Here is a 25,902-nt window from a genome sequence, read left to right on the forward strand (position 1 = left end):
GCTGCTTTACCTCATAATTATCGTTACCGATCTGAGTGCGGAGCTGGCCCTGCGCGGTCCGTTGGTCAACTTTGAAGATGCAGGCGCGAACGCAGCCGCGGTCCTTGGAGCGCCGGGGCAGTTCCGGCTGGCAATCGCCGCAGACCTTTGCATGGCGATCTGCGATGCTGGGTTGGCAATACTACTCTTTCTGATTTTCCGAACGTTCGCTCCGGCGTTGGCCCTGTCGGCCATGGTGTTCCGCCTGATTCAAACCGTGATCATCGCGGCCAACCTGATGGCACTGCAAACCGCGTGGGTGTTGTTGTCCCGCGAGATGGCGCAGCCGGCAGAGCAGGCGCAGTCACTTGCACTGCTGTTTCTTGAACTGCACACGCACGGTTACGACTTGGGCTCGTGTTCTTTGGGATCAATAGCCTGACAACTGGGGTACTCGTGTGACGATCGGGTCTTTTCGCGAAGTGGATAGGTGTCGGCCTGGCGGCGGCTGGCATTGTCTACTTCGTCGGCAGTTGCCCGCGGTTCTTCGCGCCAGACCTTTCCGCGCCATTTGCACCAGCGTATATGATCACCATCCTCGCCGAGATGTCCTTTTGTATCCGACTGCTGCTCGCAGAAAGTATGCATGGCTAAATCAATTGCTTTAGTAATGAACATATAGTAAACGCAACGAAACAAGGCACATATGCCCATTGCAGAACGCAAACGCACAAGAAGAAGACACCTTGCAGAACGTTGTTGGTTACATTCGTGTATCTACCCTTAGGCAGGCACTGGAAGGTGGCAGTCTGGACGAGCAAGGGTATATTGTCCGTGGATTTTGTAATGAGAAAGATCTGAACCTTCTGACAATAGAAGAAGATGATTGCTCGGCGGCCGGCGCGCAGGGACACTTGTATCGTCCTGGGTTGCGACGCGCCCTCAAGATCGCCAAGGAAAAGAACTCGGCGATCCTCGTGCCCAGTGTAGATCGTCTCGCGCGGCATCCGGCTGTTTTGGAGGACATCTTTGAAAGCAACGTGCCAGTGATCTCCATCGCACAGCGTCGCCGGGTTGGACGTAAGAGCCTGGAACGCCTGCTTCATGAGGCTCAGCGTGATCGTGATGAAATCGCCGGACGTGCGCGCAGCGGTATGGCACGTGCGAAAAAGCGTGGCGTCAAACTTGGGAACCGAACTAACCTGGAAGTCGCACAGCGCAAAGGTGCGATTTCCAATAGTGTTAGGTCTGACCGCAAGGTGCAGGAGCTTGCGGACTTTATCGAACACACACCCGGCTGGGATCAGATGACCCTCCAGAAGAAGGTGGAATTATTGAACCGCTCCGGACCTCACAACCTCATCAGTGAAAAACGTGATGAGCGCCGCCCCTGGACTATGAGCAGTATCAGGAAGCCTCTCAAGCGTGCGGAAGAAGAATTGGCATTGCGTCATGAAATGGGTGAAGTGCCGATGCTCATCGCGCCAAATTGGGCCTGTGAGTCGTCGCAGGATGGAGAACGTGATGTTCCGGAATGTGATGCCGAGAACGCATCACGGGTTGACGACGATTTACCAGCCAGCATCGCCTACAAGGATCATCCTGGTTTTGGTAGGTTCTGACCCCGGCGAGGCACGGCTTATTTGTGACGTCAATGGCAACAAGTCTAGCTCGTATCTTCGGTTGTCTGGGCGCTAACTATGCGCGACAAGAATTTGGGGCAGTAATGGGCAATACCGACATCAAAAGTCTGGGCAGTTTCGTCCAGGCTGTCCGCCGGTATTCTCCGATGCCGCGATCCAATTCTGCCTGATGGAAAAAATGCTATTCGGGCTGCCGCTCCGGCAGACGGCCCGGATGGCATTCAGCATTCTGCAGATGGCAGAGCTGGATTGGCCGGTTCCCGGCTTTTCTACCTTGAGCCGCAGCAAAAAATGAATTTCTGTGGGAATGTCGAGCCGCCGAGCGCCAGGTCCCATTTGATTTGACGACGGACAGTCAAACTACTTACAATTTCCTAAGTCAGCAGGTCGAATGTATCACCTCCGATTTGGAGGTTAATGCTGCTTTGTTCACCACCATCGACCAGCGCCCAGAGGATCTGTTCGGTTGGTTTGTAGATCACAAAGGCCTCTTGCACAGCATCATCACCCGAGCGCTCGCCCTCGGCATTGGCCGTATGGGCGAGATTGACCTGGAAGTCATCCGCTGTTGCCGGACCTCCGCCCCACAGGAGCACATCGCCATCAGCGGCTCTGTAATCCTGAACCCAGTCAGAACCGTGGCCCTCCACACCGACATGAAAGAACTTGTCGGCACCGCTGCCACCGTTGATCCGGTCGCTCCCAAAACCTCCGTTAACAAAGTCATCACCTGCGCCGCCGAAGACAAGATCGCTGAAAGCCGAGCCGGTTATCACATCATTGCCATCCTGCCCTTGCAGTTCGTCAACACCGAAACCGCCCGCAATCGTGTCATTGCCGCCCTGTCCAAAGACAAGGTCGTTTCCATGACCTGCATCGATGCTATCGTGCCCATCGCCGGCGTAGATAACATCTCTCAGGTCTGCTTCGGATGCACCACCTATGATCAAGTCATCGCCTTCACCGCCGTTGAGCGTGTCCGCGCCGTCCCGCCCGTGCAGCGTATCGTTACCGAGCCCCCCAACAAGCCGATCATTTCCGATACCGCCTGCAAGATAGTCCGAGCCGGCGTCTCCAAACAGAACATCGTCCCCACTGCCCCCACCGATCGTGTCATCGCCAGGACCACCCAGAACCTGGTCATTGCCGTCTTGCGCTTCAATCCGGTCTGCACCGCCACCGCCGAGGACCGTGTCGTCTCCGGCCCCGGCATTGACCGTGTCGTTCCCATCAATTGCGAGGATCGAGTCCACGTTTGCCGAACCTGTTATGAGTTCCGCATCATTTGTTCCAACGACGACGTTGACGCCTGGAATTTCGTCGACGACTTCGACCGGCGCAGTAGGAGTGCGTTCCCCTGGTTCGCGCAGGTCCGGAGAACCCGCGACCCCTTCGGCAAAGATGGTGTCCCCGGTCACGGCGATGTCGAGCACTGTCGTTTCGAACTCGAACGTGCCGGGCGTTAGTCCTGCTTCCAGAGCAGCGGCCTCGGCTGCCGCAACGGCGGCCGGGTCCAAATCGTCCAGATTGATCGTTTCAGTAGGAAAGGTCGGGTCTGAAAAGGTCTCGGTGGTTTCCTCTTCGGCGTATTCGAACAAGGATTCCTCGGGCCGGATGCGCCAGCTGTCCCCGAACACCTCGTACAGCATTTCATCGGACAAAGGCTGAGGCAGTACTGTGCCGTCTCGCGTGGTGAAATCGTTGTTGGAAACCCCATCCGCGTTGCCCATCAGGCCCGAGATCGTCTGACCGTCGCCGACGAAAGGCCGCAGATGGTTGGCACCGAAGTAAACGTTGACCCAGAACCCGTTGCCATTGCCATCGGTCAGGACGTAGACATCGAAATTACCCAGCTCGTCCGTGGCCCCAAAGAAGCCACGATAAACGGTGCCCTCGCCCACCGCGACGGTTTCGCCCCTTTCCAGAATGACCGAGGTACCGTTGATGACCAGCGGCACATCTTCTCGTGCATAGATGCCAACCACGTCATCGGTGCCAAAGTTCATCACCGTGGCGGTGTTGACTGAAACAAACTCATTGATGGCTTCCATCCGGGTCTGGATCTGGAAGTCTTCTCCCTTTGCCAGAACATATTCACCAACAGCCTGAAAGGAGTAACCGAGCCCGTCAAAGGTGGCGATATGGGGGTCACCGTCATTGCGCCCACTAGCTCCTGATGGACCAGCGGAACCACTACCTACAGCATCATCGCCGCTAAATATGTCACCAATTTTGTCGAATACATCCCGGACCGATATCGTTCCTGTGATACCAAAACCAACTCCTCCACCCAACCCGGGTCCAACGGAACCTGCGCTGCCGGTTTCTGGTGCTCTAGCGTTAAAGCCTCCGGGAGAAGGAACTAGGTCGAACTCTACCCCTGCTAGCCCGGCATCGAATTCTGCATACGGATTTGTTCCCGATAGTGCATCAATGCTGTCAAAATGACCGGCTTCTACACCGGCTGATGCCCCGCCTCCAATTCCAAGCTTACCACCTGCGTAAACTCCGTAATCACCATTTGAGGTATCATAGTAAACCCCTCCAGAAACACCGCCACCTCCAAACAGATAAGCGCTTGCAGCGCCACCAAGTGTAATTACTCTTAAGCCGCTGGGATCATTGAATTGAACAGGGTCGTTGAAGCCAAACCGATAGAAATTCGAGTCCCCGGAGCTCCACGTGAGCGGATCCTCACTCAGAAACCGTCCCAATTCCGCCGAATAGCTGCGGGCGCGCATGTAGGTGAGGTCTTCGGCGTCCTCCATAACACCCAGTGCACCGTTGAACTCAAAATCATTAGCGAGGGTTTCTGTCTCAAATAGTGATGTACCGAAGGGTGTATACCCATAGCGGTTGGCCACCACGCCACCATCGCCGGTGACAGCAGTGATCGAGCCCACGGCGTCAGCCTCGAAATAGGCATCGGTTCCACCCAGTTCGGCGGCAGCCAGCCCCAACCCGTGGACATAGCTGTTGCCGGAGCCACCCGTGGTTTCGGTCAGCACATCGCCCAGACCGGCCGGATCGACCAGATATTCAGTGCGAACGCCATCCTCAACCCGAGCAGTGCGGTTACCAAAGATGTCGTATTCAAAACTCAGTACCGTACCGTCACCTTCGGTCACGCTGATCAGACGGTTCTCGACATCATAAGTATAGGTTGTGGTCCCTGCATCATCAGTGCGACTGATCATGTTGCCATCATCGTCATAGGCAAAACTTGCATCGCCGACGCTGACATATTGGTTCAGCTCATTCGTCTCGTAGAGCGTTTCCACCCCATCCTCGACAACCCGTGTCCGATTGCCCGCGGCATCGTATTCATAGCTCAGAGCCTTGTTGGCGACACCCGCCGTGCTTGAGGTAAAGGTAGCTGCGGTCAGTTGACCGATTTCGTCATATTCATAGGTCCAGCCGCCATCTTGTGTGCCCACCTCTGTGCGTTGGCCAGCTGCGTCGTAGGTATAGCGATAGAATGACGAAACGCTGTCATCGGCAGCCCGATTTTCGATCAGGGTCAAACGGCCCGCTGTGTCATATTCAAAAACGCTGGTGGTACCGTTGCCGTTCTCTTCACGGGTCAGATTGCCTGCACCATCGTAGGTGTATTCCACAAGCTGGCTGTCCTCATCCCGCAGGCCGGTCAGCCGTCCGAGTGCATCGTAGTCATAAAAGACATTGTAGTCTCCGCCATCCGAGACAGAGGTACGCAGTCCGGCATCGTTGTACGCAAAGGAAAGCGATTCACCATCAGGATAGCCGATCTGGGTGATCCGATTTGCATCGTCATAAGCGACCGTGGTAGTGCCATGCGCGCTGGTAGCCGAAACCATGCGCCCAAGATCGTCATAAGAATAGCTGGTGGCACCTGAGGACGATGCGGATTCCGATAGCAGATTGCCCTCGGCATCATAGCTGTAGGACACATCTACGCCCCTGCGGTTGGTGTAACCGGTCAGATTGCCACCTGCGTCATACTCGAACTGAAGCTGCGTGCCGTCGGGCCAGGTCGCCGAGGACAGCTGCCCGTTGACGTCATAGTCAAAACTACGTGTGTTGCCGCCTGCATCTGTGAAGGAAGAAGGTTGGTTGCTTGCGCCGTCATAGGTAAAGACGAGCTCTGCGTCATTGGCATCGATGATCTTTACAAGACGCCCGAGATCATCGAATTCAAAGGCCGTCAGACTTCCGTCGGGAGCTCGCACCCCAGAGATCGACCCATCCGTTCCATAGACGAGCGTAGAGGCGTTCGCAGCCCCGTCAGTTGCGCTTGCAACGGCCCCGCCCGGCATCAGGATTGTGGTCGATGCATTGCCCGCCCCATCGGTTCGACTAAACCCACCCGCAGCGTCATAGGTGAAAGATTCGGTTTGCAAACCACCGCCATAATCGGCTTCGATCAGGCGCCCCAGAACATCGTAGTTGAACTCTGCTACGATTTCTCCAGGTGCCTCTGATCTGGCGAGGTCTCCATTGTCGGCATACTCAAAATTCGCTACCCCTCCGGGGCCAACTGCTACAATGAGCTGCCCGTCTTCGTAGGTTAAAGCGAAGCTTTGCCCATTCTCGTCGGCAACAGAAGTGACCAACCCGTCGGCGTTACGGTCGAAAACAAGGCTGTTGCCATTTGGGCCAGCCAAACTGGTAATTTGATCCGCATCATTGTGCGTGGGTGTGACGCGCTGGCCATTCGACAAGGTCGCAAACAAAAGCTTACCGTCAACATCGAAACTAAGGCTGCTACCATCGGCCAACGCAATGGCGTAACCAGACCCTGTTTTTGAGAGCTCGCCGTCATAATTTCCAATGCTTTGGTATTTTCCATCAAACTGCCTTACGAACTGAGGTAGCGAAGGGACAGCGCTGCTCAAGACGCCACCTGTCAGGTCGACCGATCGACCGGCCGAATTCGAAACCGCATACGCCGCGCTGCTTGCAAGGGACAATTCACGCAACGCGTCAGAGCCAGATAGGCCCGTAAGCCGAACATCCCCACCATCGATCTCAAGACGGATGTCTGCAATCGAAACAAAGCCTTTTCCAAACGCGCCGTCAAAGCTTCGCAGCTCCAGCCCGCCAAAATCACCAGCAGCTTCGATGGCAAATGACAGCGCGGAGGCCGCACTGTCTGCGTTAAGTGCAAAGCTTTCGAAACGCTCGGCAAAACTGGCCAGAGTTGAGGTGAGACTACCAACCGTGCCACCCAAAAGGTCATCAAGGTTATTAGCCAGCCGGGTTGAGAACTCTGTTGAATAGTAAGCAGGCAAACTCGAAACAAAATCAGTTGCGAAATCGGTTGCGGCATCTTCGTTGGCCAAACTTGCGGCCACTTCGATCGATGAGAATGGGCCACCTGAAACACGATAGGCGACAGGGATGCGCAAAGGTTCAGCAGTGGTTGGTGGGGTGGCGGGGTCTATCGTGACGAGAACGTAACTTGTTGCCGAGAACCCACCACCAAATGTGTCCGCAATGACGCCGCCCTGGGCCGAAAGTTCAAGAAGATATGATACCGGCCCCGACCCAGGTTCCCGAGCTTCGGGGTCAAAACCGGACACCACAATATTGAGTTCTCCTGTTTCACCAAGAGACAATGGGGGACCCACGTCGATTGCAATGCTGAAATCAGGAGTGGGTTCTACTGGATCCTCGGGATCGGCTACTTCGCCTTCTTCATCCGTTAGGTCGATCGGAGGAACAATCTCACCACCACCTTGAAAATCAATTTGGTCAAAAAAGCCGTTAATCGAACCATCACTGGAGTAGAAATTGTCCAGCGTTACAGAGTTGCTGCCAGACACGATCACCAAATCTCTCGGGTCCGTAGCCGCGCGTTCGAATCTCAGGCTCGCGCTGTCGATACCCTCGAAGAGAAGCGTCGCGCCCGAGGCTTCTCCTTCACCGTCGATAGTGTCATTGCCGAAGCCTGGGCCGAACACGTAGGTGTCTCTTCCAAGACCACCCACTAGCCTGTCATTCCCCGCAAGCCCTTCGAAGGTCTCGTCTTGACGGGTGCCGCCGAGCGTGTCGTCCCCGTCAGTGCCAACATAGGGGAAATTGGCGGTCAGCAGATCGACAGGGCTTTCGCCGGTATCAAAAGCGATCTGTTCGAAATAGCCATTGATCGCGCCATCGCTATCATAGAAGGCATCCAACCGCAGGCTGTTCTCGCCCACGATGACCACCAGATCGCGTGGATCATCAGCCGCCCGTTCAAAGCGCAGCTCGGAAGCCGAAATGCCGTTGAATTGGATGGTGGCACCAACAGTGCCTTCGCCACCGATGCCGCTGGCCTCAGTCTCACCGTCGATGGTGTCATTGCCGAAGCCTGCGCCGAACACGTAGGTATCATAGCCAGTGCTGCCGAGCAGCATGTCGTTCCCAGCCAGCCCTTCGAAGGTCTCGTCTTGACGGGTGCCGGTGAGCGTGTCGTTCCCGTCGGTGCCGACATAAGGGAAATTGGCGGTCAGCAGATCGACAGGGCTTTCGCCGGTATCAAAAGCGATCTGTTCGAAGTAGCCATTGATCGCGCCATCGCTATCATAGAAGGCATCCAACCGCAGGCTGTTCTCGCCCACGATGACCACCAGATCGCGTGGATCATCAGCCGCCCGTTCAAAGCGCAGCTCGGAAGCCGAAATGCCGTTGAACTGGATGGTGGCACCAACAGTGCCTTCGCCACCGATGCCGCTGGCCTCAGTCTCACCGTCGATGGTGTCATTGCCGAAGCCTGCGCCGAACACGTAGGTGTCCCTTCCAAGACCACCCACTAGCCTGTCATTCCCCGCAAGCCCTTCGAAGGTCTCGTCTTGCAGCGTGCCGCCGAGCGTGTCGTCCCCGTCAGTGCCAACATAGGGGAAATTGGCGGTCAGCAGATCGACAGGGCTTTCGCCGGTATCAAAAGCGATCTGTTCGAAATAGCCATTGATCGCGCCATCGCTATCATAGAAGGCATCCAACCGCAGGCTGTTCTCGCCCACGATGACCACCAGATCGCGTGGATCATCAGCCGCCCGTTCAAAGCGCAGCTCGGAAGCCGAAATGCCGTTGAATTGGATGGTGGCACCAACAGTGCCTTCGCCACCGATGCCGCTGGCCTCAGTCTCACCGTCGATGGTGTCATTGCCGAAGCCTGCGCCGAACACGTAGGTATCATAGCCAGTGCTGCCGAGCAGTTCCTCATCTGCTGAAGTGCTTGTCAGAACATCATTTCCGCTTCCACCAGTAATCACCATCTACAATTTCTTCCCAGCATTATTCGAGACTGACTCTCAAAATTGGTTTCCATAATTGCATTTCACAACAAATCTTCTTTTCGGCCTTTCAAACGCCAATTTAACAACTATTGAGCTGAGAATTCTCTTTGGCAATGGTATATTGAGCTATTCCCCAATCCTTGGACAGAATCTGACGTGATCGAATATGCTTTTTACACCTGCTGATCGGGGGCGTTGGTTTCGTTTCTCAGCCTATTAACCACGGCGAGCGGCCTGCCGCTAAGGGCGAAATGGGGGCGCTTAAGATTGCAGAACTCGGCCCACTTTCTGATCCCTACCTTGCCTTCTAATCCAGTCTCCCAGGCATGCAAGTAGGCCAAACAAGTGAAGGCTCTGCGTCGCTGATTTCTGAAGACACCGCTATCCGGATCCCGCGCTTGCGCGATGCCGCCACTTTGTCGCGGACCCGCTCACCGATGCGTTCGCGCAAGCCGAAGAAGCGATAGCCATTCCAGCGCGTTCCGGTGATGGCACGGGATTGCGCGGATCGGCAAACTGATTTTTGCGGCGTGCAACGCCTTCGACCTCATCGGAGAGCAGATCCAACATGCCGCGCGTTTCCCGGTAAGAGCCGCCGTAGGTCAGTTCCTGGGTGCGATAGGCGATGCGGATTGCGAGAAAGGCCCGGCTGTTGTTCGGCGCGGCGCTGCCGATGAGCTTTTCCCATTCGGCTTTCAGATCCTTGACCGACATGGCCTTCAAGGCGGCCAGGCGGGTCAAAACGGTTTGATCAACCGTTGGATCCAGGCCCGGTTTTGCGGGCGTTATCTTATTGTTGTGCTTCATCAATTCCTCCGATGCGGATACGGTTTGCACGACGACCACCGTTCTTTCGGGGCGAGGAGTCCACGAAACTGTCTCCGCCTTCCTGCGCTTCGAGCAGGCGAACCGCGAGATCCTCGACGGCGACATGATGCAGATGATCCAGAACAACCCAGCCGACGTTGCCTACACTGTGTTCTCACAGGCGTTTCTGCAGGGCATGATCCGGTTGTTTCAGAAGGACAACGAGATGAAGAGCGTCGTGCTCAGCGACAGTGAGGCGCGGGAGCAGGCGACTCGGCACTTTTTCCGGAGGGCGCAAAGGGCCGCGAGGGAGGGCGGCTGGAAACATGTTGTGGCGAAATAATGAAAATACTCCAAGTCAAAGCCTAATTGTGGCGACTTTGCTACACGAGCCGTTACGAATGCTGCTACAAAAACTTCCGCAGACCTCTTGTAAGCAATTGATTTAAAACCACTCTGGTGAGAGAATGAGATGTCCAGCCTCTCACCTTCATCCTCCCTAACCCGCTGAAACAAAATAATTCCCTTGCATCACAGGCTCTTTGCCCGTTTCGAGGTAACAACTCTGGTTTCAAGCGGGTTTGCCATGACAGGCAAAACAAACATGGAAAACCGCAAAGGGCGGTATCATGCCCAGCCAGTTGTGCCTAAAGACTTACGTAGAATCGTCGGAAAAATGAACTGTGCAATTTTCTGAGCAGTGGCAGATCTGCTGTACGGAACTACCCAGAAGCTGGTCCCATGTTTGCCTCCTCCACCGCTGCCGCAAAGTCGTGGTAATGCACAATTGTCCGATCATTGTGGGCCAGAACAACGGCGAATTGAGGTTCTTCGTAAATCGCGGAAACAAGCTCAATTTCAGATAAATTCAACGCGCATTGCAACATCATCGATCTGTGTGACGAGAATGGGACCCCCCGCCAAACCCCGGACATGGGCCTGTGATAATGCCCAAAGAACAGATGCTGGATGTTTCCGTGAGTGTCAAAAAGTTGCCCAAGAGCCTCTGCGCTTTTTGCCTCCAACCCGATTGTATCCATAGCCGCCAAGCCTGTCGCAAAAGGCGCATGGTGCATGAACACCCATACTGGACCGGGATTGGACGCAAGCCGATCGGCAATCCAGTCCAAGCGACGTTTGCACAGCTCTCCACCGTGGCCGATGGCTGCTTTGGTGTCCAACGTCAGGAACAGACCTTGGGACGTGCGAATTGCGCTTTGGAGAAACCCGTTTTCGTCCATGGAAACGGTCGACAGCGCATGATCGGCCATGTCCCTGTCGTCGTGATTGCCCAGCAGGCAATAGGTCGGCATCCGCAGCGTTGAAAGGAGCTCTTCTGCCAGACGGTATGCCGCCGGGTCAGGGTCGGCGACAATGTCGCCGGTTATGACACACAGCTCGGCATCGCCATGCATTCGGTTGATTTCTGCGATCGCTGCGCGGGTCTGTTCGACAGCACGGGCAAGGGGCTTTTCCTGCGCGCCCACACAGATATGCAGATCCGTCAAATGTATGAATTTCATGATTGTTCCCCTTGCGGGTTCAAGAGTTCCAAACACACCCGAGAGAGTTCCGCCGGAGTTTCAGCCATTGCATCAGGCGCAAAGGACATTAGGTGCCCTGGCGTCTGCCAACCCCAAGCAACCGCTATGACACTAATGCCGACGGTACGCGCCGCTTGAATGTCGCTGCTCGCATCGCCAACCATGATATGCGGACCATCTGATCGCGGCGCGATTAGTCTGGAGATTTTCTCAGGTTTTTGGCCGGGTGTATCGCCGCCAATTATTCGAGCCATCAGGAGGTCCAACCCCTGTGTCGCAAGAACAGTCCGGATGACGTCACTGTGGCTGGCACTGACCACAGCAAGATCGTGATCCTTGGCCAAAGTGGTTAGCGATTGCGCAACCCCGCCAAATAACGGCGACGGCTGCGCACAGCCAGATACTGTTTGCGCGACGTCCTGTGCAAATTGTACCGGTTCAAGGTTGTGTCGCTCGGCCAGCGCCTCGAAGGTCAACGGATCCAATGTGGCAAAGGCGTCCCTTGTCAGTTTCAGATCCACGCCTTGGGCATGTGCGGCTTTGGTGCAGGCTGCCAAACAGGTGGTCAGTGAATCCGCAAGCACGCCGTCAAAGTCAAAAATAATCATCAATCTTCTTCTTACGCTATCCGCATACCGGCTCGGGCTGCGCCAAAACATGTGTGCGGTCTGGCACATCGGGTTGAGGCATCAGGTCTCGTGTTTCCAAATGGCAGTGGATCACATGCCCAGCCGTCATCTCGCGCCGCGGAGGCACGGTGGTGTCACAGATTGATCCAACATGGCGTGGACACCGCCGTTTGAACGGGCAACCCGTCGCCGGAGGAGATTTTTCAGTCACGTCATCTGCCAGCAACGCAGGCGCTGCATCTGGATCGGGCTCTAGCACAGCGCCCATCAGCGTTTGCGTATAGGGATGATAGGGGGGAGCATAGACGTCGGCAGCGGGGCCAATTTCACAGATCCGTCCCTGATACAGCACAGCCACCCGATCCGACACGGCCCGCACCACCGCCAGATCATGGCTGACAAAAATATAGGAGGATCCGTTTTCTTTTTGCAATCGGGTCAACAGCGCCAGCGCGGCTGCCTGTACCGACACATCCAGAGCCGAGGTCACTTCGTCACACAGGGTTACTTCTGGATTGGCAGCAAAGGCCCGGGCCACACCAACACGCTGCTTTTCGCCCCCGGACAATTGTCCGGGAAACCGCGATATATATCGCGCAGGCAGGCGTACTGCTTCCAGAAGCGTTTCGGTCCGAGCTTGCGCTTCTGAACCTTTCACGCCGTGGTACAATCGCAACGGCGCCCCAAGGATTTCTCCAATGGTCTGACGTGGGTTCAGGGATGCATCCGCGTTCTGAAAAATCATCTGAACCCGCCGCAGAGTTTCGCGATCTCTTCTGGAGACTGATGACGTCAGATCCTGGCCATTGCCCAGCGTCACCGATCCTGCCTGGGTCCCGACCAGACCTGCGATGGCCCGCAGGATGGTGGATTTCCCAGAGCCACTTTCACCAACTAACCCAAGGGTTTCGCCCTTTTTGAGGTCAAAGTCCACACGCTCAACGGTCGGCGTTTTATGTGGGCGTTTGAATACCCGATCCAGCAGCCCTGGCTTGCTGTAGCTGATCGCCACATCCCGAAGCTGCAGCGCTGGCGCGTCTTGCACATCTGGTTCCCGGTGGGTCTGCGGACGTGGCCGATCTGGTTTGTCGGAATGCAGACAGCGGGCCTGAGACGACCCCATCTTTTGCAGATCCGGCATGCGTTGCCGACAATCATCACGCACCAACGCACAGCGGTCTGCAAAGGCACATTGCGTCAATGCGGATCCAACTGCAGGCGGTGTGCCCGGCATTGAGGCAGGAATTCCGGGATCACCCAATCGGGGGATCGAGGCCAGCAGACCGCGCGTGTAAGGATGCTTTGGCGCGCGCAAAACATCGCGCGTGGGCCCTTCTTCAGCCAATTGCCCCGCATACATCACCGCGACACGATCCGCGACGCGGGCAATCACGCCCATGTCGTGACTGACGTAAATCATCGCCACGCCCATCTCTTGGGCCAATGTGCGTAGGAATTCCAGGATATGCGCCTGGGTTGTCACGTCCAATCCTGTGGTCGGCTCGTCCAGCAACAACGCCTTGGCATTGCCCGCCAGCGCCATGGCAACGGCCGCGCGCTGTTGTTGCCCACCGGACAATTCGTGCGGGTACCGCTGCGCCATATCTGCGGGGCTGGGCAGGCGCACACGGGCCAGCAATTCAACCACGCGGTCTGCGCGTCCCGTTGCGTCCAGATCGGAATGCAGCCTCAGGGCCTCGTCAATTTGCTGACCAATCTTCAGCGTTGGCGTCAGCGCCTGTCCTGCGTTTTGTGGGATCAACGCAATCGCCCCACCGCGCAATTTGGCGCGCTCTTTTTCAGGCAAGGCAAACATGTCGTGGCCGTCAAACACGGCACGCCCGCGAAACACGGACAGGCCGGGTTTCAGATACCCCATCATCGCCAGCGCCACAGTCGATTTCCCCGATCCGCTTTCCCCCACAATCCCAAGGGTTTCCCCAGCGGCCAGTTCCAGCGACACACCGCGCAGAATGGGGGCTTCGCGACCGCCTTTGGCAACGAACCCCAGCGACAGATCCTCGATTTGGATCAATGATTTTGTCATATCACATCCCTCACACAGCAATGGCGGTTGCACGGTCAAGGCCCAGCGCCTTGCCCACAGCATCAGCCAGCAGATTGATCCCGATGATCAACGACGACAGGGCCAGGCAGGGCCAGAACACCCCCCACGGAGCCGTCGACAAAAGTCCGCGTTCCTGTGCAACCATCAGCCCCCAATCAGGCGTAGGAGGCGTGGCGCCAAACCCCAGAAACGACAGGGACGAGAACGCCAGCAACATCCAGCTCCATCGCATTGCTCCCTCGACCAGCAGGATGTCGGACAGGTTTGGGAACATCTCGCGGGTGATAATGGGCCACAGTTTTTCGCCCCGTGCCTTGGCAGCGGTGACAAAGTCCCGCGCCGCCACTTGCATCGCCGCCCCGCGCACCACGCGCAAAACCGCAACGCCATAGAAGAACCCCAGTGTCGGAATGATGGTCACCGGCCCTGCGCCACCAATCGAGATGATCAACAACAAAAACAGCAGCCATGGCATCGACAAAAATGCATCAACAATCCGCATCGAGTATTCATCTACGCGCCCGCCAACGGTGCCAAAAAAGATACCGGCGAACCCGCCCCAGAGCGTTGCAATGACAGCCGCCGCAAAGGTCACGGAAATCGCCAGTCGCCCACCATAGATCACACGGGAAAACACATCCCGGCCCAGCGTATCGGTGCCCATCCAATGGGCCGTAGAAGGGGCCAACAGAATTGCATCCGCATCCTGCATGGTGGGATCATAAGGGGCCAGAACAGGTGCCAACAGCGCCATACCCACATGAAACAGGGTGAGGATCAGGCCAATGGCCCCCGAAGGGCGCGCGGCCACGTTTTGAATGAGGCTCAGCATATCAATGTCCTTTGCGGCGCAAACGGGGATCCAAGGCCACCGCGGCAAGATCAGCCAGCAGGTTCACACCCACGTAAATAACCGAGAAAATCAGTGCGATGGCCTGCACCATTGGCAGATCGCGGTCGAAAATGGCCTGGATCATCAAGGTGCCAAGGCCGGGATAATTAAAGACTTTTTCGACCACCACGACTCCGGCCAACAACCAGGCGATGGTCAGAGCAATCACATTTAGGGCCGGGATCATCGCGTTCGGGACAACGTGTTTCCAGATGATTTGGCGTTCAGGCACCCCCTTCAAACGCGCCATCTGCACGTAGTCGCTGGTCATCACATCAATCACGCTGGCCCGCATCATCCGCATGATATGGGCGATCAAAACCGCGCTCAGAACGATCACGGGCAGCACGATATTGGGCAGCATCTGCATCAAACCCGCCCCGGGCGAGATGATGGTTACAGCCGGAAACCATTGCAGCGTGATGGCAAAAACATAGATCAGAGCGGTCGCGGTCACGAATTCGGGAACTGTCATTGCCAGCATTGCAGCCCCAGACAACGATAGATCCAGCGGTCTATCGCGTCGGACCCCCGCAGCAATCCCCAATATGATCGCCAGCGGAATCGCCAGCAGCGCAGCAAATCCGCCCAACAAGGCTGTATTGCGGAACCGCTCCCAGATCAGCTCGTTGATGGGTTTGCGTTTCTTCAGGGAATAGCCGAAATCGCCCTGTGCGGCCCCTGCCACCCATTCGCCATAGCGTACCACAGCCGGGCGGTTCAGGCCCTGTTGTTCAATACAGCGCTCTAACCGGGGGCCCTGTGCGAACCGTTGCAGGAAAGAGGTACACACGTTGCCGGGCAGCGCCTCGACGGCGAGAAACATGATGATCGAGACAAATGCAACGGTGAACGCAGCAAAACCAAAGCGGCGCAGAATGAGGGTTGGCATGAGCAGGCCCTGTTCAGGATATTGAAAAGCCAACGTGGCCTGTTTTTTGCAAAGCAGGCCACGCAGGGAAGTATGTCGGAAATGCTGATCCCGATCAGGAACCGGACGCCGATTTCACAACGTCTTCGTACCGGATCGAGAAGTCTTCGACCGGCTGGATGCCCGACAGTTTGGCACTAAAGGCCCGCACAGTGTTCAAGTGGACAGGGATGAAGGATCCGCCAGTTTCCCACAGTTCGTTCTGCAGCTCACCATACAGCGCCTTGCGCTTGTCAAAATCCAGCTCGCCGCGCGCGGCGTCCAGTTTGGTGTCAAACTCGGCACTGTTCCACCCGGTCTCGTTCCAGGTTGCGGTTGACCGATAGGCCTCATTGAGGATCTGATCGGTTGGGCGCTGGGACCAGCCTGTGGCAAAGAATGGCTCTTTCATCCAGACATCGCCCCAGTATCCATCTGAAGGGGCAGGAACCAGTTCGATGGTGATACCGGCGTCTTTGGCCTGGTTTTGCAAAACCTCGGCCATCTTCACAGCCCCTTCGGAAATATCCGAAACGAACAGCTCAACGGTCAAACCATCGGCATACCCGGCTTCGGCCAGCAACGCTTTGGCGCCTTCGATGTCGCGGGCGCATTCGATTTCGGCGCGGTACTGGTCGCCAGACCAGATAGGATGGTCACAAGAGGTGATATAGCCACCCTTACCATAAACCAGTTTGCCCAAAGCATCGCGATCAGCGGTCATGCGAATCGCCTTGCGGACACGTGGATCGTCGAACGGCGCTTCTTGGGTGTTCATCACCAGCCCAACCCAACGGCCGGTCGGAACAGATTGAACCGTGAAATTCGGGTTGTTTGCAAACAGCGGAACCTGTTCGGCCGACAATGCGTAGATAAAGTCAATCTGCCCCGCTTGCAGCGCCGCAACACGGGCATCCTGATCTGCAATCGCGATCAGTTCCATGTTCTCGGTACCAACAGTGCCGCCATAGTAGTTGTCAAAACGCTTCAGCGTCGTTGTGCCCAGCGGATCATAGCCCACCATCGCATAGGGACCAGTGCCGATACCGCTTTCGCACAATGCATCCAGATCATTGCCACAGGTCTCGGCGTCCAGCATCTTGATCCGGTAATCCATGACCAACAGCGGGAAATCGGCGTGGGTTTGTTTCAGAACCACTTTGGCGGTCAGCGCGTCGACGACCTCAACGTGGTCGATGACCTCCATCACGCCTTTGGTGGGGCTGTCGATCGTCTCAGACTGGGTGCGCATCAGAGAAAATGCCACGTCTTCGGCTGTAAAGGCGCTGCCATTGTGGAACGTCACATCGGGGCGCAGTTTAAAGGTCCACTCTTTGGCGTCTGGTGTTGGCTCCCAGCTCAGCGCCAGATCGGCAGAAGGGCGACCATCATCGCCCTGACGTACCAAACGCGAATATACGTTCTGGATAGCCTCGTAAAAACGCTGAGGCGAAATCGGGTCGATCGACTCAGATCCGCCATACCCCAATTCATGTGGAATACGCAGCGTTTCGGCGGAGGCTGCAGAGCCCAACAGCGCAACGGCTGCCGAAAGCAGGAGAGACTTTTTCATTTTGATACCTTCAGGTGAAAGTCTGAGAGAAGTTCCGAATGGATCGATCCACTCGTCTCGGCCCCACTATTGACTCATGGTAAACGCAAGATGTCAGCCAGATGAAACTCAGATGACAGAACCCATTCGCACCAACTTCGGGAGCACACCCTCTTCTCGGTAGCGGTGAATGACGGCTCACCGCACACCTTCAAAATCGTGCACGCAATTCAGCGCCTTGTTCGTGTCTACTTGGATCTGAAGGTGGCTCCCTCCCAGACGAAATGACGGCGCGGGATCTCATGGGCAATATCTGCAGCCGAGTGGATTTTTAAAAGTTGCGCTGTCGTGCTTTGGGCAGCGGTCGCCATTTTGAAGAGTGTCCGTCTCAGAATTGAAACCTTGCATAGCTCGATCGTCCTGGAAGCGACCATTTAGCATAGCGTTTCGCTACTGCATCGGTGCACGTTGACTGGTTCACTTTCAGTAAGGAAATACTCGACTGATTGAAAACAAGAGCTTCCAAAGATCGTCCTTCCTAATCAAAAGGCGCATCCCGCTTCAAATTTGAAAGCACCGAGAGTCCAAATTTACCAGCCATGGACCGTTTGCGCCGGTGCGCGCTGTTCGTAATGCGGGCAGCCTAAGGCGGCTTGGATGTGTGAGGGGCGATGTCCTATTCGCCCGACCACAGCGTATGTACCGTATTGGGGAAGGCGTTCGACGATGGATAATTTGTTACAAGACGTGGAAGAGCGGCTGACCTTTGACCAGTATGCCGTTTCAGATCATTGGGTTGGCGGAACTGGAGACGACGGAGTCGCCACATTGTCAACATCAGTCGAAACTGTCGCTGGCGTTCCATACGAGCTTGAATTCAATCTGGCGGCCAACCTTTCGGCAGACGTCGAAAGCGTTACCGTTGACGTCTTTTTCGGTGGCCTGAACGTCGGTGAATTTGTGCACACAGGGGGTATTTTCCAGACCTATGTCTTTGACTTGACCGGGACTGGCGGTACGGCCGAACTCTCCTTCCATATCTCCAGCAGTTCGCAAAGCGGACCTGACACCATCGACACATCCGGTGTGGTGCCCAGTTACTCTGTGGTCATGACTTTCATGGGTGCAGACGTGACGGTGGACGCCTTCGCACCGGGGCAAAATTTCGTGTATCAGGTCCTGAATGGGCAACTCGTAAAATTCGATTTGGAGACCAACAGTTATACCCAGGCGGAAACCCCCGCCGCGGTGAATGTGAACGCCATCGGCTTTTCCACCGAAGACAATCTGATTTACGGGATTGCAAGATCGAACGGTGTTGATGCGGCCGGTGCCGCCATTGCGCGAAACGACGTTGTCGCAATTGATGCAAGGGGGGCGACCTATGTGGTCTCGGATGGCGTCATGGGCTCCTATATCGGCGATCTTGATGATCAGGGAAACCTCTGGACTTTTAGCGGCAACCTAAGCCGGGCTGTGGTCTATGACCTTTCAGCTGCAAACACGGACGGGTCCCTGCCGCATCAGCAGATCGATTTGCCATCAATCGGGTTTGCGACTAGCGGTCTGGCCGACCTGGCATTCCATGCTCCTACCCAGACTTTTTATGGGGTGGCTCATTCCGGGGCTCTTGGGGAACCCGGCCTGCTGGTGGCCATCGATGTCACCGAAGTGGCCGTGGGGGGCGTGCCGTCCGTTACGACACAGACGATTTCGGGCACACTTGTTGACGGCGAAATGCGCCCCGGTATTCCAACCGGCGCATTTGGTGCCACAATCGTCGACGGGGACGGCAACGTCTATATCGGTGCCAACAACACCGATCACGATCTGGACAGTTCAACACCTGCCTCCGGCGGGTTCTATCGCGTTGTCACCGGCGATGATGGGGGTCTTTATTTGCAGCTGCTTGCTGACGCGCCGCGTGTCAGCAGCAACGATGGCGCAATGGACACCCGTGGCGTCGACCCATTTCTGGGGATCGACAGCTCGTCCACCGTGCTGCTTCGCGCACCCGTCCTGTCCGTGGCTGTTGCCGAAGACGATCTGGTTCAACTTGCCGCAAAAGGCGATGGCGTCACCATAGATTTGCTGGCCAATGATGATGTGTCACAGGGTGAGACCCTGACATTGACGCATCTGAATGGTCAGGTTGTCGAGATTGGGGACGAGGTGGTTCTGGCGAACGGTGAGGTCGTGACATACCTCGGCAATGGCCAGGTGTCGGTGACGCCGGGCAGCACACCAAGGGATGTTTCGGTTGAACTGACGTATAGCATCGTGAACCAGAGCGGCATCGCGGATACCGCAACGCTGACGATACAAACGTCGCCGGTGCAGGGCACGGCTGGTAATGACCATATGGTGGGTTTTGTCGATGCTGACGGCACCCATATCGACGGGCCCGATGGGCTGGATGATGTGATCCTTGGGTATGGGGGAAACGACAAGATCTTTGCCAGATCGGGCGATGATGACATCTATGGCGGTGAAGGGAATGACTTTATTCGCGCAGCGGCAGGAGATGACCTTATCTATGGTGAGGCGGGCCGCGATGTTTTGGACGGTGGCGCAGGACATGACCGGATGTTCGGCGGCGTGGGCAACGACATCTACTTTGTAGATAGCATTGGGGACCAGGTCTCGGAACAGGGGGGAGACGGAACCGATACCGTAAAGTCCAAAGTGGATTTCGTCCTGGGTGACGGGCTGGAGCATCTGTGGCTGGCCAAAGGGTCAGACGCAACGAATGGGACGGGAAATGCGGCCCGGAATATGATCGTCGGCAATCAAAATGACAATCTCCTGCGCGGTTTGTCAGGCAATGACAACATGATAGGCGGTGATGGCGACGATACCCTGTACGGCGGTGACGATCACGACAAGCTGCATGGCGGCGACGGTGCGGATATGCTTTACGGCGGCTCCGGAAATGACAAGCTGCACGGTGGTCAGGGCAACGATACCGCATTTGGTGGCGACGGAAACGACGTCCTTTGCCCCGGTGATGGCGATGACGTGATGTATGGGGGCGATGGCCGTGACCTGCTTTCCGGGAATGCGGGGGCGGATACAGCTTATGGTGGGCTTGGTGACGACACCTACAAGGTGACCGACGCCTTGGACACGATTATCGAATACGCCGACGAAGGCCACGACGTTGTTCATGCATTCGCGAGTCTTTCACTTTCCGCCAACGTCGAAGATCTGGTTCTGCTTGGCTCAGGTGATTTCCATGGAGCTGGGAATGACGGCGCGAACCGGATAACCGGCAATTCCAACAACAACGTCTTGGCCGGGAACGCCGGCAACGATCACCTTGATGGGGGGACAGGCGACGACGATATCTCCGGCGGTGCCGGTGCGGACAAGCTGTTGGGGCGCAGCGGCAACGATATCCTGGCAGGTGGCGCAGGCAACGACACCCTTGCCGGGGGTGACGGTGACGACGTCTTGTCCGGCGGGGCCGGAGACGACCTTATCTGCGGTGATTCAGGGGCTGATACTTTTGAGTTCAGCGCAAATCATGGACACGACGAAATCCGCGCCTTTGACGTTTCCGAGGACATCCTCCATTTCATTGGCATTCAGGCGGATTCGCTTTCCTTCTCTGAAGAAAGCCAGAGCGTTCGCCTGACGTTTGATGCCCAAAACAGTGTGCTGTTTTTGGGCGTGACGGCTCAAGAATTGGAAACCGCCAACATCGTTTTCCTTTAAATCTGGGCAAAATTGCCCCTGTTGCCCCTGCCCGCCATACTTTTGGATAGCGCGTGCTGTGCTTTCGCAATCTGCTTTCGGCCTATGCGCGCACCCTCGCCCTGAAAGAACCCGGTAAAACCAGTTTAAGAGAGTGAGGTCTATTATGATTACGTTATTGAACGCGGCCCCAGACACCGGAAACCAAGGTGTGAGCGCCCTGTGCCATTCGGTCGTATCCGGTTTGACGCAAAGAGGCGCAACATCTGTGACTGTTGCCGATCACGGGCGTGGTCGGCGGCGCGCTGATTGGGGCTACGCATCGGTTGATCTCGTGGGTTTGACGCACAATCGGCGGTTCTGGCGTGGGGATAGCCTTCGCACTGCACATGCATTGGTGCGTTCAGGTGGCGGTTTCAGCGCCTCGGCCCGGGCGGTTTCGCGCGCACGCGCAGTGCTGGATATTTCGGGCGGCGACAGCTTTACGGATATTTACGGCCCCAAACGCTTTGAGGCGATGGTCCTGACCAAAAAGATGGCGCTGGATGCAGGCGTTCCGTTGATCCTGCTGCCCCAGAAGCTGGGGCCGTTTCAATCGCCAAAACTGGCCAAGCAGGCCGCGGAAATCCTGCGCCGGTCCACGGCCGTTTGGGTCAGGGATGCGCAAAGCTTTGAGTATCTTCAAACCCAACTGGGTGCGGATTTTGATCCGTCAAAACACAAGCTTGGTGTTGATGTTGCTGTGGCTTTGCCTGCAAGAAAACCTGCCAATCTGGCGCAAGATCTGTGGGCTTGGCTGACCTCAACGCGGTCCTTTTCCCTCGCAGGGCTGAACGTGTCGGGGCTCTTGTGTAATGACGTGGAAAATGCGCGCAACGCGTTTGGCCTTGCAGCTTCGCACAGCGATCAGGTCGAAGCCATCGCGCGGGGCTTGCTGAGCGGTCACCCAAATCTGCGGCTTCTATTGATATCGCATGTCCACAAGCCGGAAACAGAGATGGAAAGCGATCTCGCCGCTGCCCGCATGCTGGTTCAAAGGCTGGGGCCTCTTGCCACGGGACGGGTGCGTATTGTCGAAGAACGCCTGAACGCGATGGAGCTGAAATGGGTTCTGGCGAAATTGGACTGGTTCGCCGGTGCACGGATGCACGCAAGTATCGGTGCGTTTTCATCCGGCGTGCCGACGTTAAGTCTCGGCTACACCGACAAGGCGCAAGGTGTTTTTGACGAGTGCGGCATAGGCCAAAATGTCGCCGACCTGCGGCGCTTGACACCGGGTGCCTTGGCCGACCGTGCCGTGGCCTCGTTTGCTGGTCGCCACGTGGTCCGGGAACAGCTCTCGATGCGACTTGGAAGCATTCACGCGCGTGCCACACGCGAGATGGACTGCATCGCAGCCCAGTCCGGGGTCTGAGCCAATGCAGCGCGTGTCGTTGACCGGCCGATCCCTGGCGTGGGCCGTGCCAATCGCGGCAGAGGCGGCTGCGCTGGGGCGCTCTATTGCGTTTGCATGGGCGATTGGAGCGGACGAGCTGGGACGCGCCATGATGCTGGTGCTGACCGTTCGACTGGTCGAAATGATCAGCGATGTGGGGGTGGATCGCCTGATCCTGCAAGCCCCGGACGGAGATGAGTTTAAGTTTCAATCTGCATTGCACGGTGTCGCGGTTTTACGTGGTCTGATTGGCGGAGCAGTCTTGTTGGCTTTGGCATCGCTGCTGGCAGCTGCCTTTTCCGACGGCCCTGACGCGGGCACCTATGCGACGCTGGCGATTATCCCGGTGTTTCGCGGTCTGGTGCATCTTGACTTCAGGCGCACGGAACGGTGGTTTTCTTATGCGCGCATGGCATGTGTCGAATGCGGAGCGACGGTTGTGATGGTTCTCTGCCTTGTTCCGGCTCTCTGGATTTTCGAAGACCATCGGGCGATGTCTGCCGTCCTGATCGCGCACGCCATGGCGTTTTCGGTGCTGTCCCACTTGGTGGCAACCCGGGTCTATCAGGTCCGTTTTTGTTTCCGTTTCCTGCGCCGTGCCTGGACCTTTGGCGCGCCCTTGATCCTGAATGCGGGATTGATGTTCCTGACCTTTTACGCGGACCGCCTGATCGTTGCGCACAGCTTTGACTGGAGTGTGCTGGCGCTTTACGGCGTCGCGCTTCAACTGGCGATGCTGCCCGCCCAGATCGTTGGCCGCGCAGCGGGTTCCCTGGTTTTGCCACGACTGCGGGACGCGCTCGCGGCTGATACCTTTGCGCGGATTTGGCCCCAAGCACTAGCGGCACATGTCGCCATTGCGATTTGCATGGTGGTTGGCTTTACAGCCTTTGCACCAACTCTCATCGCGCTGGTTTACGGCGGTGATTTTCGCCCGGGTCCAGGCCTGGCTTTGGCGCTCGCAATGGCCGGCGCATTTCGCATCCTGCGCACCCCGTATTCACAATTGGCGATCGCGGTTGGCCGCACCGCGGATCCGGCACGGGCCAACATCGTGCGGGTTTTGGCACTAATTCCGGCAACAATTTTTGCGGCGGCAGGGTTGCCATTGGTCATGATTGCCGCTTCGGCGGCACTGGGCGAAGCCGGGGCAACTTTGCGCGCGTATTTCCTGGCAACCGAAGCACGGCGTCCCACAACATCACACGAGGTTCTGGTATGAGCACGGATCCAATCACCTCCATCGTTCAACGCAACCTGTGTACGGGCTGCGGTGCCTGCGCGACCGGCCATGACAAGTTCATCAAAATGGTGGACGACCCTGAAAACGGTCGTCGTCCTGTTGTAGATCCATCTCCCGAAGGCGTGCGTGCATCGCACGCGGCAGTGAAACGCTGCGCCGGTATTGGAACGGATTGGGGGCAACTGGAGATCCAGGACAGTATCGATCAGGCATGGGGCCCCGTTCTGGCGGTCTGGGAGGGCTGCGCCCAGGATCCCGAGATCCGGCATCGCGGCTCTTCTGGTGGTGCTGTCACGGCCCTGGCAACACATGCGGTTGAAACCGGTCTGGCAGCAGGTGTCGTCCACATCGTCGGTCAAAAAGATGACCCGCGCCTGAATGAAACGGTGATCAGCCGGGATCGGGCCGGGCTGTTACGCGGGGCCGGGTCGCGATATGCACAAGCCAGTCCCGCCGAGGCGCTGAGTGAGATTTCCGCGCGCCCGGAGTCGGTGGTCTTTGTTGGGAAACCCTGCGATGTCGCGTCGGTTCACAAGGCTGCGTCACAGGACCAAGAGCTGGCAGGTCGCATTCCGCTGACCATCGCGATCTTCTGTGCTGGGGCACCTAATCTGGCCGCAACGGACCGGTTGCTGACACGTCTCGGAGTTCCCAAACAACACACACTCACGGACCTCAGGTATCGCGGAAACGGCTGGCCGGGTCTTATGCAAGCCAAGTGGAAAACGCCGCGCGGTGAACAGCACACCAGCGATGGTATTTCGTATGGCGAAGGCTGGGGCACAATCCTGCAAGCGAGCCGTCGCTGGCGATGCCGGATTTGCGCCGATCACACCGGTGCGTTTGCAGATATTTCCGTCGGCGACCCCTGGCACACGCCACCCGGCGGAGATACCGACGCCGGGCGTTCGCTGATCGTGGCGCGGACGGCGCGTGGTCGGCTTATTGTCGAGGCGGCGATCCGCGAGGGGGCGTTGATTGCCGCCCCTGCGAAACGTGACGTGATAGCGCGCGCGCAACCCAACCTGTTGGCGACGAATGGCGCGGTCTGGGGGCGCCGGGCGGCGATGCGGATGGTTGGCATGAGTACGCCAAATGACAAAGGCCAGAAGCTGTTTCCGTTCTGGATGAAACTGTCGACCAGGCAAAAAGCCCAGTCCATGCTGGGCACATGGAAGCGCGTGGTCAGAGAACGGCTTTGGCGGGTCGTTTCGATCTCGGATCGTATCCGATGACTTTGGGACAGGCGCTGCGATCCCCAAGCAGCGAAAATCTGACCCTCTTGCGCATCGTGCTGGCGGTTGCGGTAATCGTCAGCCACGCATGGCCACTTGCGCTGGGTGCGGGAACGGGAGAGCCGCTGGAGTATCTGACCGGGCGCTCGCTTGGTGGGTGGGCCGTGGGCGTGTTCTTCTTTCTGTCGGGCCTGCTCATCACGGGGAGCGCTGAGCGCAACGACGTTGCACGATTTTGGCAAGCCAGGGTATGCCGAATTTTTCCGGGGCTGGCGGTGGCACTGATAGTGACGGCAAGCCTTGCATTGGCCAGCGGCGCGAGTACGAACTTACAACAGCTCACCGAATGGTATCTGCGGGCGATCACCCTTGTTTCAATTGAACACCGCATACCGGGTGCCTTTGCACTGAACCCGTATCCCGAGGTCGTCAACGGGCCGCTATGGAGCCTTTTTCACGAGGTGGTCGCCTATGCGCTTTGCGCTGCGTTTGTTTTGGCAGGTGGGACACGTCGGATCACCCTGGTCATCGCCTTGGTCGTTGTGACGACTGCGTTGGCGTGGGGTCATAACGTTCTGCCGGGGCGCCTTTCAACATTCGCGCCACTGTTTGCCGCCTTCTCCTGGGGGATGGCAGCATATGTGTTTCGGGATCGGATCAGGGTGAACCTGTTTCTGGCGCTGGCTGGAATGACGCTGGCACTTGTTCTCCCGTGGACCATTGTGACCGGAGTTGTCGCAGGCGGTCTGGTGTTATTGGCCCTGCGCTGCCCCATTTTTCCGCCAATGAAAGACGTCTCTTACGGACTGTACATCTATGGCTGGCCCGTGGCACAGACTGTCGTCGCGCTTTTGCCGGGGCTTTCCCCCGAGGCGCTGGCCATCATCAGCGTAATTGCCACCTATCCATTGGCTTGGATCAGCTGGACATACGCCGAGAGCCCCGGCCTGACGTGGCGCAGGGTGGAGGTCTGAACATTGGCTGCCGTGCGTTCGATATCCAGATCGATT

The 25,902-nt window shown here is 57.0% G+C and carries 14 protein-coding genes and 3 pseudogenes; 9 read left to right on the forward strand and 8 right to left on the reverse strand.

The window, feature by feature from the left end; translation table 11 throughout:
• Nucleotide 1: 1 nt before the first annotated feature.
• From K3727_18865 to K3727_18875, 3 genes and pseudogenes are all read left to right on the forward strand, one after another.
• A pseudogene (locus tag K3727_18865) lies at nt 2–633 on the forward strand (DUF4386 domain-containing protein).
• Between the two features lie 92 nt (nt 634–725).
• Nucleotides 726–1,601: a recombinase family protein gene (locus K3727_18870; protein UWQ90791.1), complete on the forward strand. Its 876-nt coding sequence runs from the start codon at nt 726–728 to the stop codon at nt 1,599–1,601.
• Between the two features lie 145 nt (nt 1,602–1,746).
• A pseudogene (locus K3727_18875) lies at nt 1,747–1,914 on the forward strand (transposase).
• Nucleotides 1,915–1,996: 82 nt separating this feature from the next.
• On the opposite strand, the gene K3727_18880 reads toward K3727_18875, so the two are convergent.
• Nucleotides 1,997–8,860 carry a VWD domain-containing protein gene (locus tag K3727_18880; GenBank protein ID UWQ90792.1) on the reverse strand — a complete coding sequence of 2,288 codons (6,864 nt, stop codon included), beginning with the start codon at nt 8,858–8,860 and terminating at the stop codon, nt 1,997–1,999.
• Nucleotides 8,861–9,188: 328 nt separating this feature from the next.
• A pseudogene (locus K3727_18885) lies at nt 9,189–9,688 on the reverse strand (DUF2924 domain-containing protein).
• On the opposite strand from K3727_18885, the gene K3727_18890 reads away from it, so the two are divergent.
• Complete coding sequence (locus tag K3727_18890) at nt 9,678–10,031, forward strand: hypothetical protein (GenBank protein UWQ90793.1); 354 nt, start codon at nt 9,678–9,680, stop codon at nt 10,029–10,031. The pseudogene K3727_18885 and the gene K3727_18890 sit on opposite strands and share 11 nt — an antisense overlap.
• Before the next feature lie 379 nt (nt 10,032–10,410).
• On the opposite strand, the gene K3727_18895 is transcribed toward K3727_18890, so the two are convergent.
• The 6 genes from K3727_18895 to K3727_18920 form a co-directional block, all read right to left on the reverse strand.
• Nucleotides 10,411–11,211, reverse strand: a complete 801-nt coding sequence (locus tag K3727_18895) for a metallophosphoesterase (protein UWQ90794.1) — start codon at nt 11,209–11,211, stop codon at nt 10,411–10,413.
• Complete coding sequence (locus K3727_18900) at nt 11,208–11,840, reverse strand: HAD-IA family hydrolase (GenBank protein UWQ90795.1); 633 nt, start codon at nt 11,838–11,840, stop codon at nt 11,208–11,210. Before K3727_18900 ends, K3727_18895 begins: the two co-directional genes overlap by 4 nt.
• A gap of 16 nt (nt 11,841–11,856) precedes the next feature.
• Nucleotides 11,857–13,908, reverse strand: coding sequence for an ABC transporter ATP-binding protein (locus tag K3727_18905; protein UWQ90796.1), 2,052 nt, complete (start codon nt 13,906–13,908; stop codon nt 11,857–11,859).
• Nucleotides 13,909–13,918: 10 nt separating this feature from the next.
• A complete protein-coding gene (locus K3727_18910) occupies nt 13,919–14,761 on the reverse strand; it encodes an ABC transporter permease (protein UWQ90797.1) in 843 nt (280 codons plus the stop codon).
• Nucleotide 14,762: 1 nt separating this feature from the next.
• Nucleotides 14,763–15,713, reverse strand: a complete 951-nt coding sequence (locus tag K3727_18915; protein UWQ90798.1) for an ABC transporter permease — start codon at nt 15,711–15,713, stop codon at nt 14,763–14,765.
• A 94-nt stretch (nt 15,714–15,807) separates the two neighbouring features.
• The gene (locus K3727_18920; GenBank protein UWQ90799.1) at nt 15,808–17,304 is read right to left on the reverse strand and encodes an ABC transporter substrate-binding protein; all 1,497 of its coding nucleotides are present in this window, start codon (nt 17,302–17,304) and stop codon (nt 15,808–15,810) included.
• 705 nt (nt 17,305–18,009) lie between these two features.
• Between K3727_18920 and K3727_18925 the strand changes: the two genes are divergently transcribed.
• The 5 genes from K3727_18925 (at nt 18,010) to K3727_18945 (ending at nt 25,866) form a co-directional block, all read left to right on the forward strand.
• The gene (locus tag K3727_18925) at nt 18,010–21,000 is read left to right on the forward strand and encodes a hypothetical protein (GenBank protein ID UWQ90800.1); all 2,991 of its coding nucleotides are present in this window, start codon (nt 18,010–18,012) and stop codon (nt 20,998–21,000) included.
• A 145-nt stretch (nt 21,001–21,145) separates the two neighbouring features.
• Nucleotides 21,146–22,393, forward strand: coding sequence for a polysaccharide pyruvyl transferase family protein (locus tag K3727_18930; GenBank protein UWQ90801.1), 1,248 nt, complete (start codon nt 21,146–21,148; stop codon nt 22,391–22,393).
• Nucleotides 22,394–22,397: 4 nt separating this feature from the next.
• Complete coding sequence (locus K3727_18935) at nt 22,398–23,636, forward strand: lipopolysaccharide biosynthesis protein (protein UWQ90802.1); 1,239 nt, start codon at nt 22,398–22,400, stop codon at nt 23,634–23,636.
• Nucleotides 23,633–24,892: a Coenzyme F420 hydrogenase/dehydrogenase, beta subunit C-terminal domain gene (locus K3727_18940; protein UWQ90803.1), complete on the forward strand. Its 1,260-nt coding sequence runs from the start codon at nt 23,633–23,635 to the stop codon at nt 24,890–24,892. The genes K3727_18935 and K3727_18940 overlap by 4 nt, the downstream gene beginning before the upstream one ends.
• Nucleotides 24,889–25,866, forward strand: coding sequence for an acyltransferase (locus tag K3727_18945; GenBank protein ID UWQ90804.1), 978 nt, complete (start codon nt 24,889–24,891; stop codon nt 25,864–25,866). The genes K3727_18940 and K3727_18945 overlap by 4 nt, the downstream gene beginning before the upstream one ends.
• The last annotated feature ends 36 nt before the right edge of the window (nt 25,867–25,902 follow it).

This window comes from Rhodobacteraceae bacterium M382 (assembly GCA_025141015.1).
Lineage (GTDB): Bacteria > Pseudomonadota > Alphaproteobacteria > Rhodobacterales > Rhodobacteraceae > Aliisedimentitalea > Aliisedimentitalea scapharcae.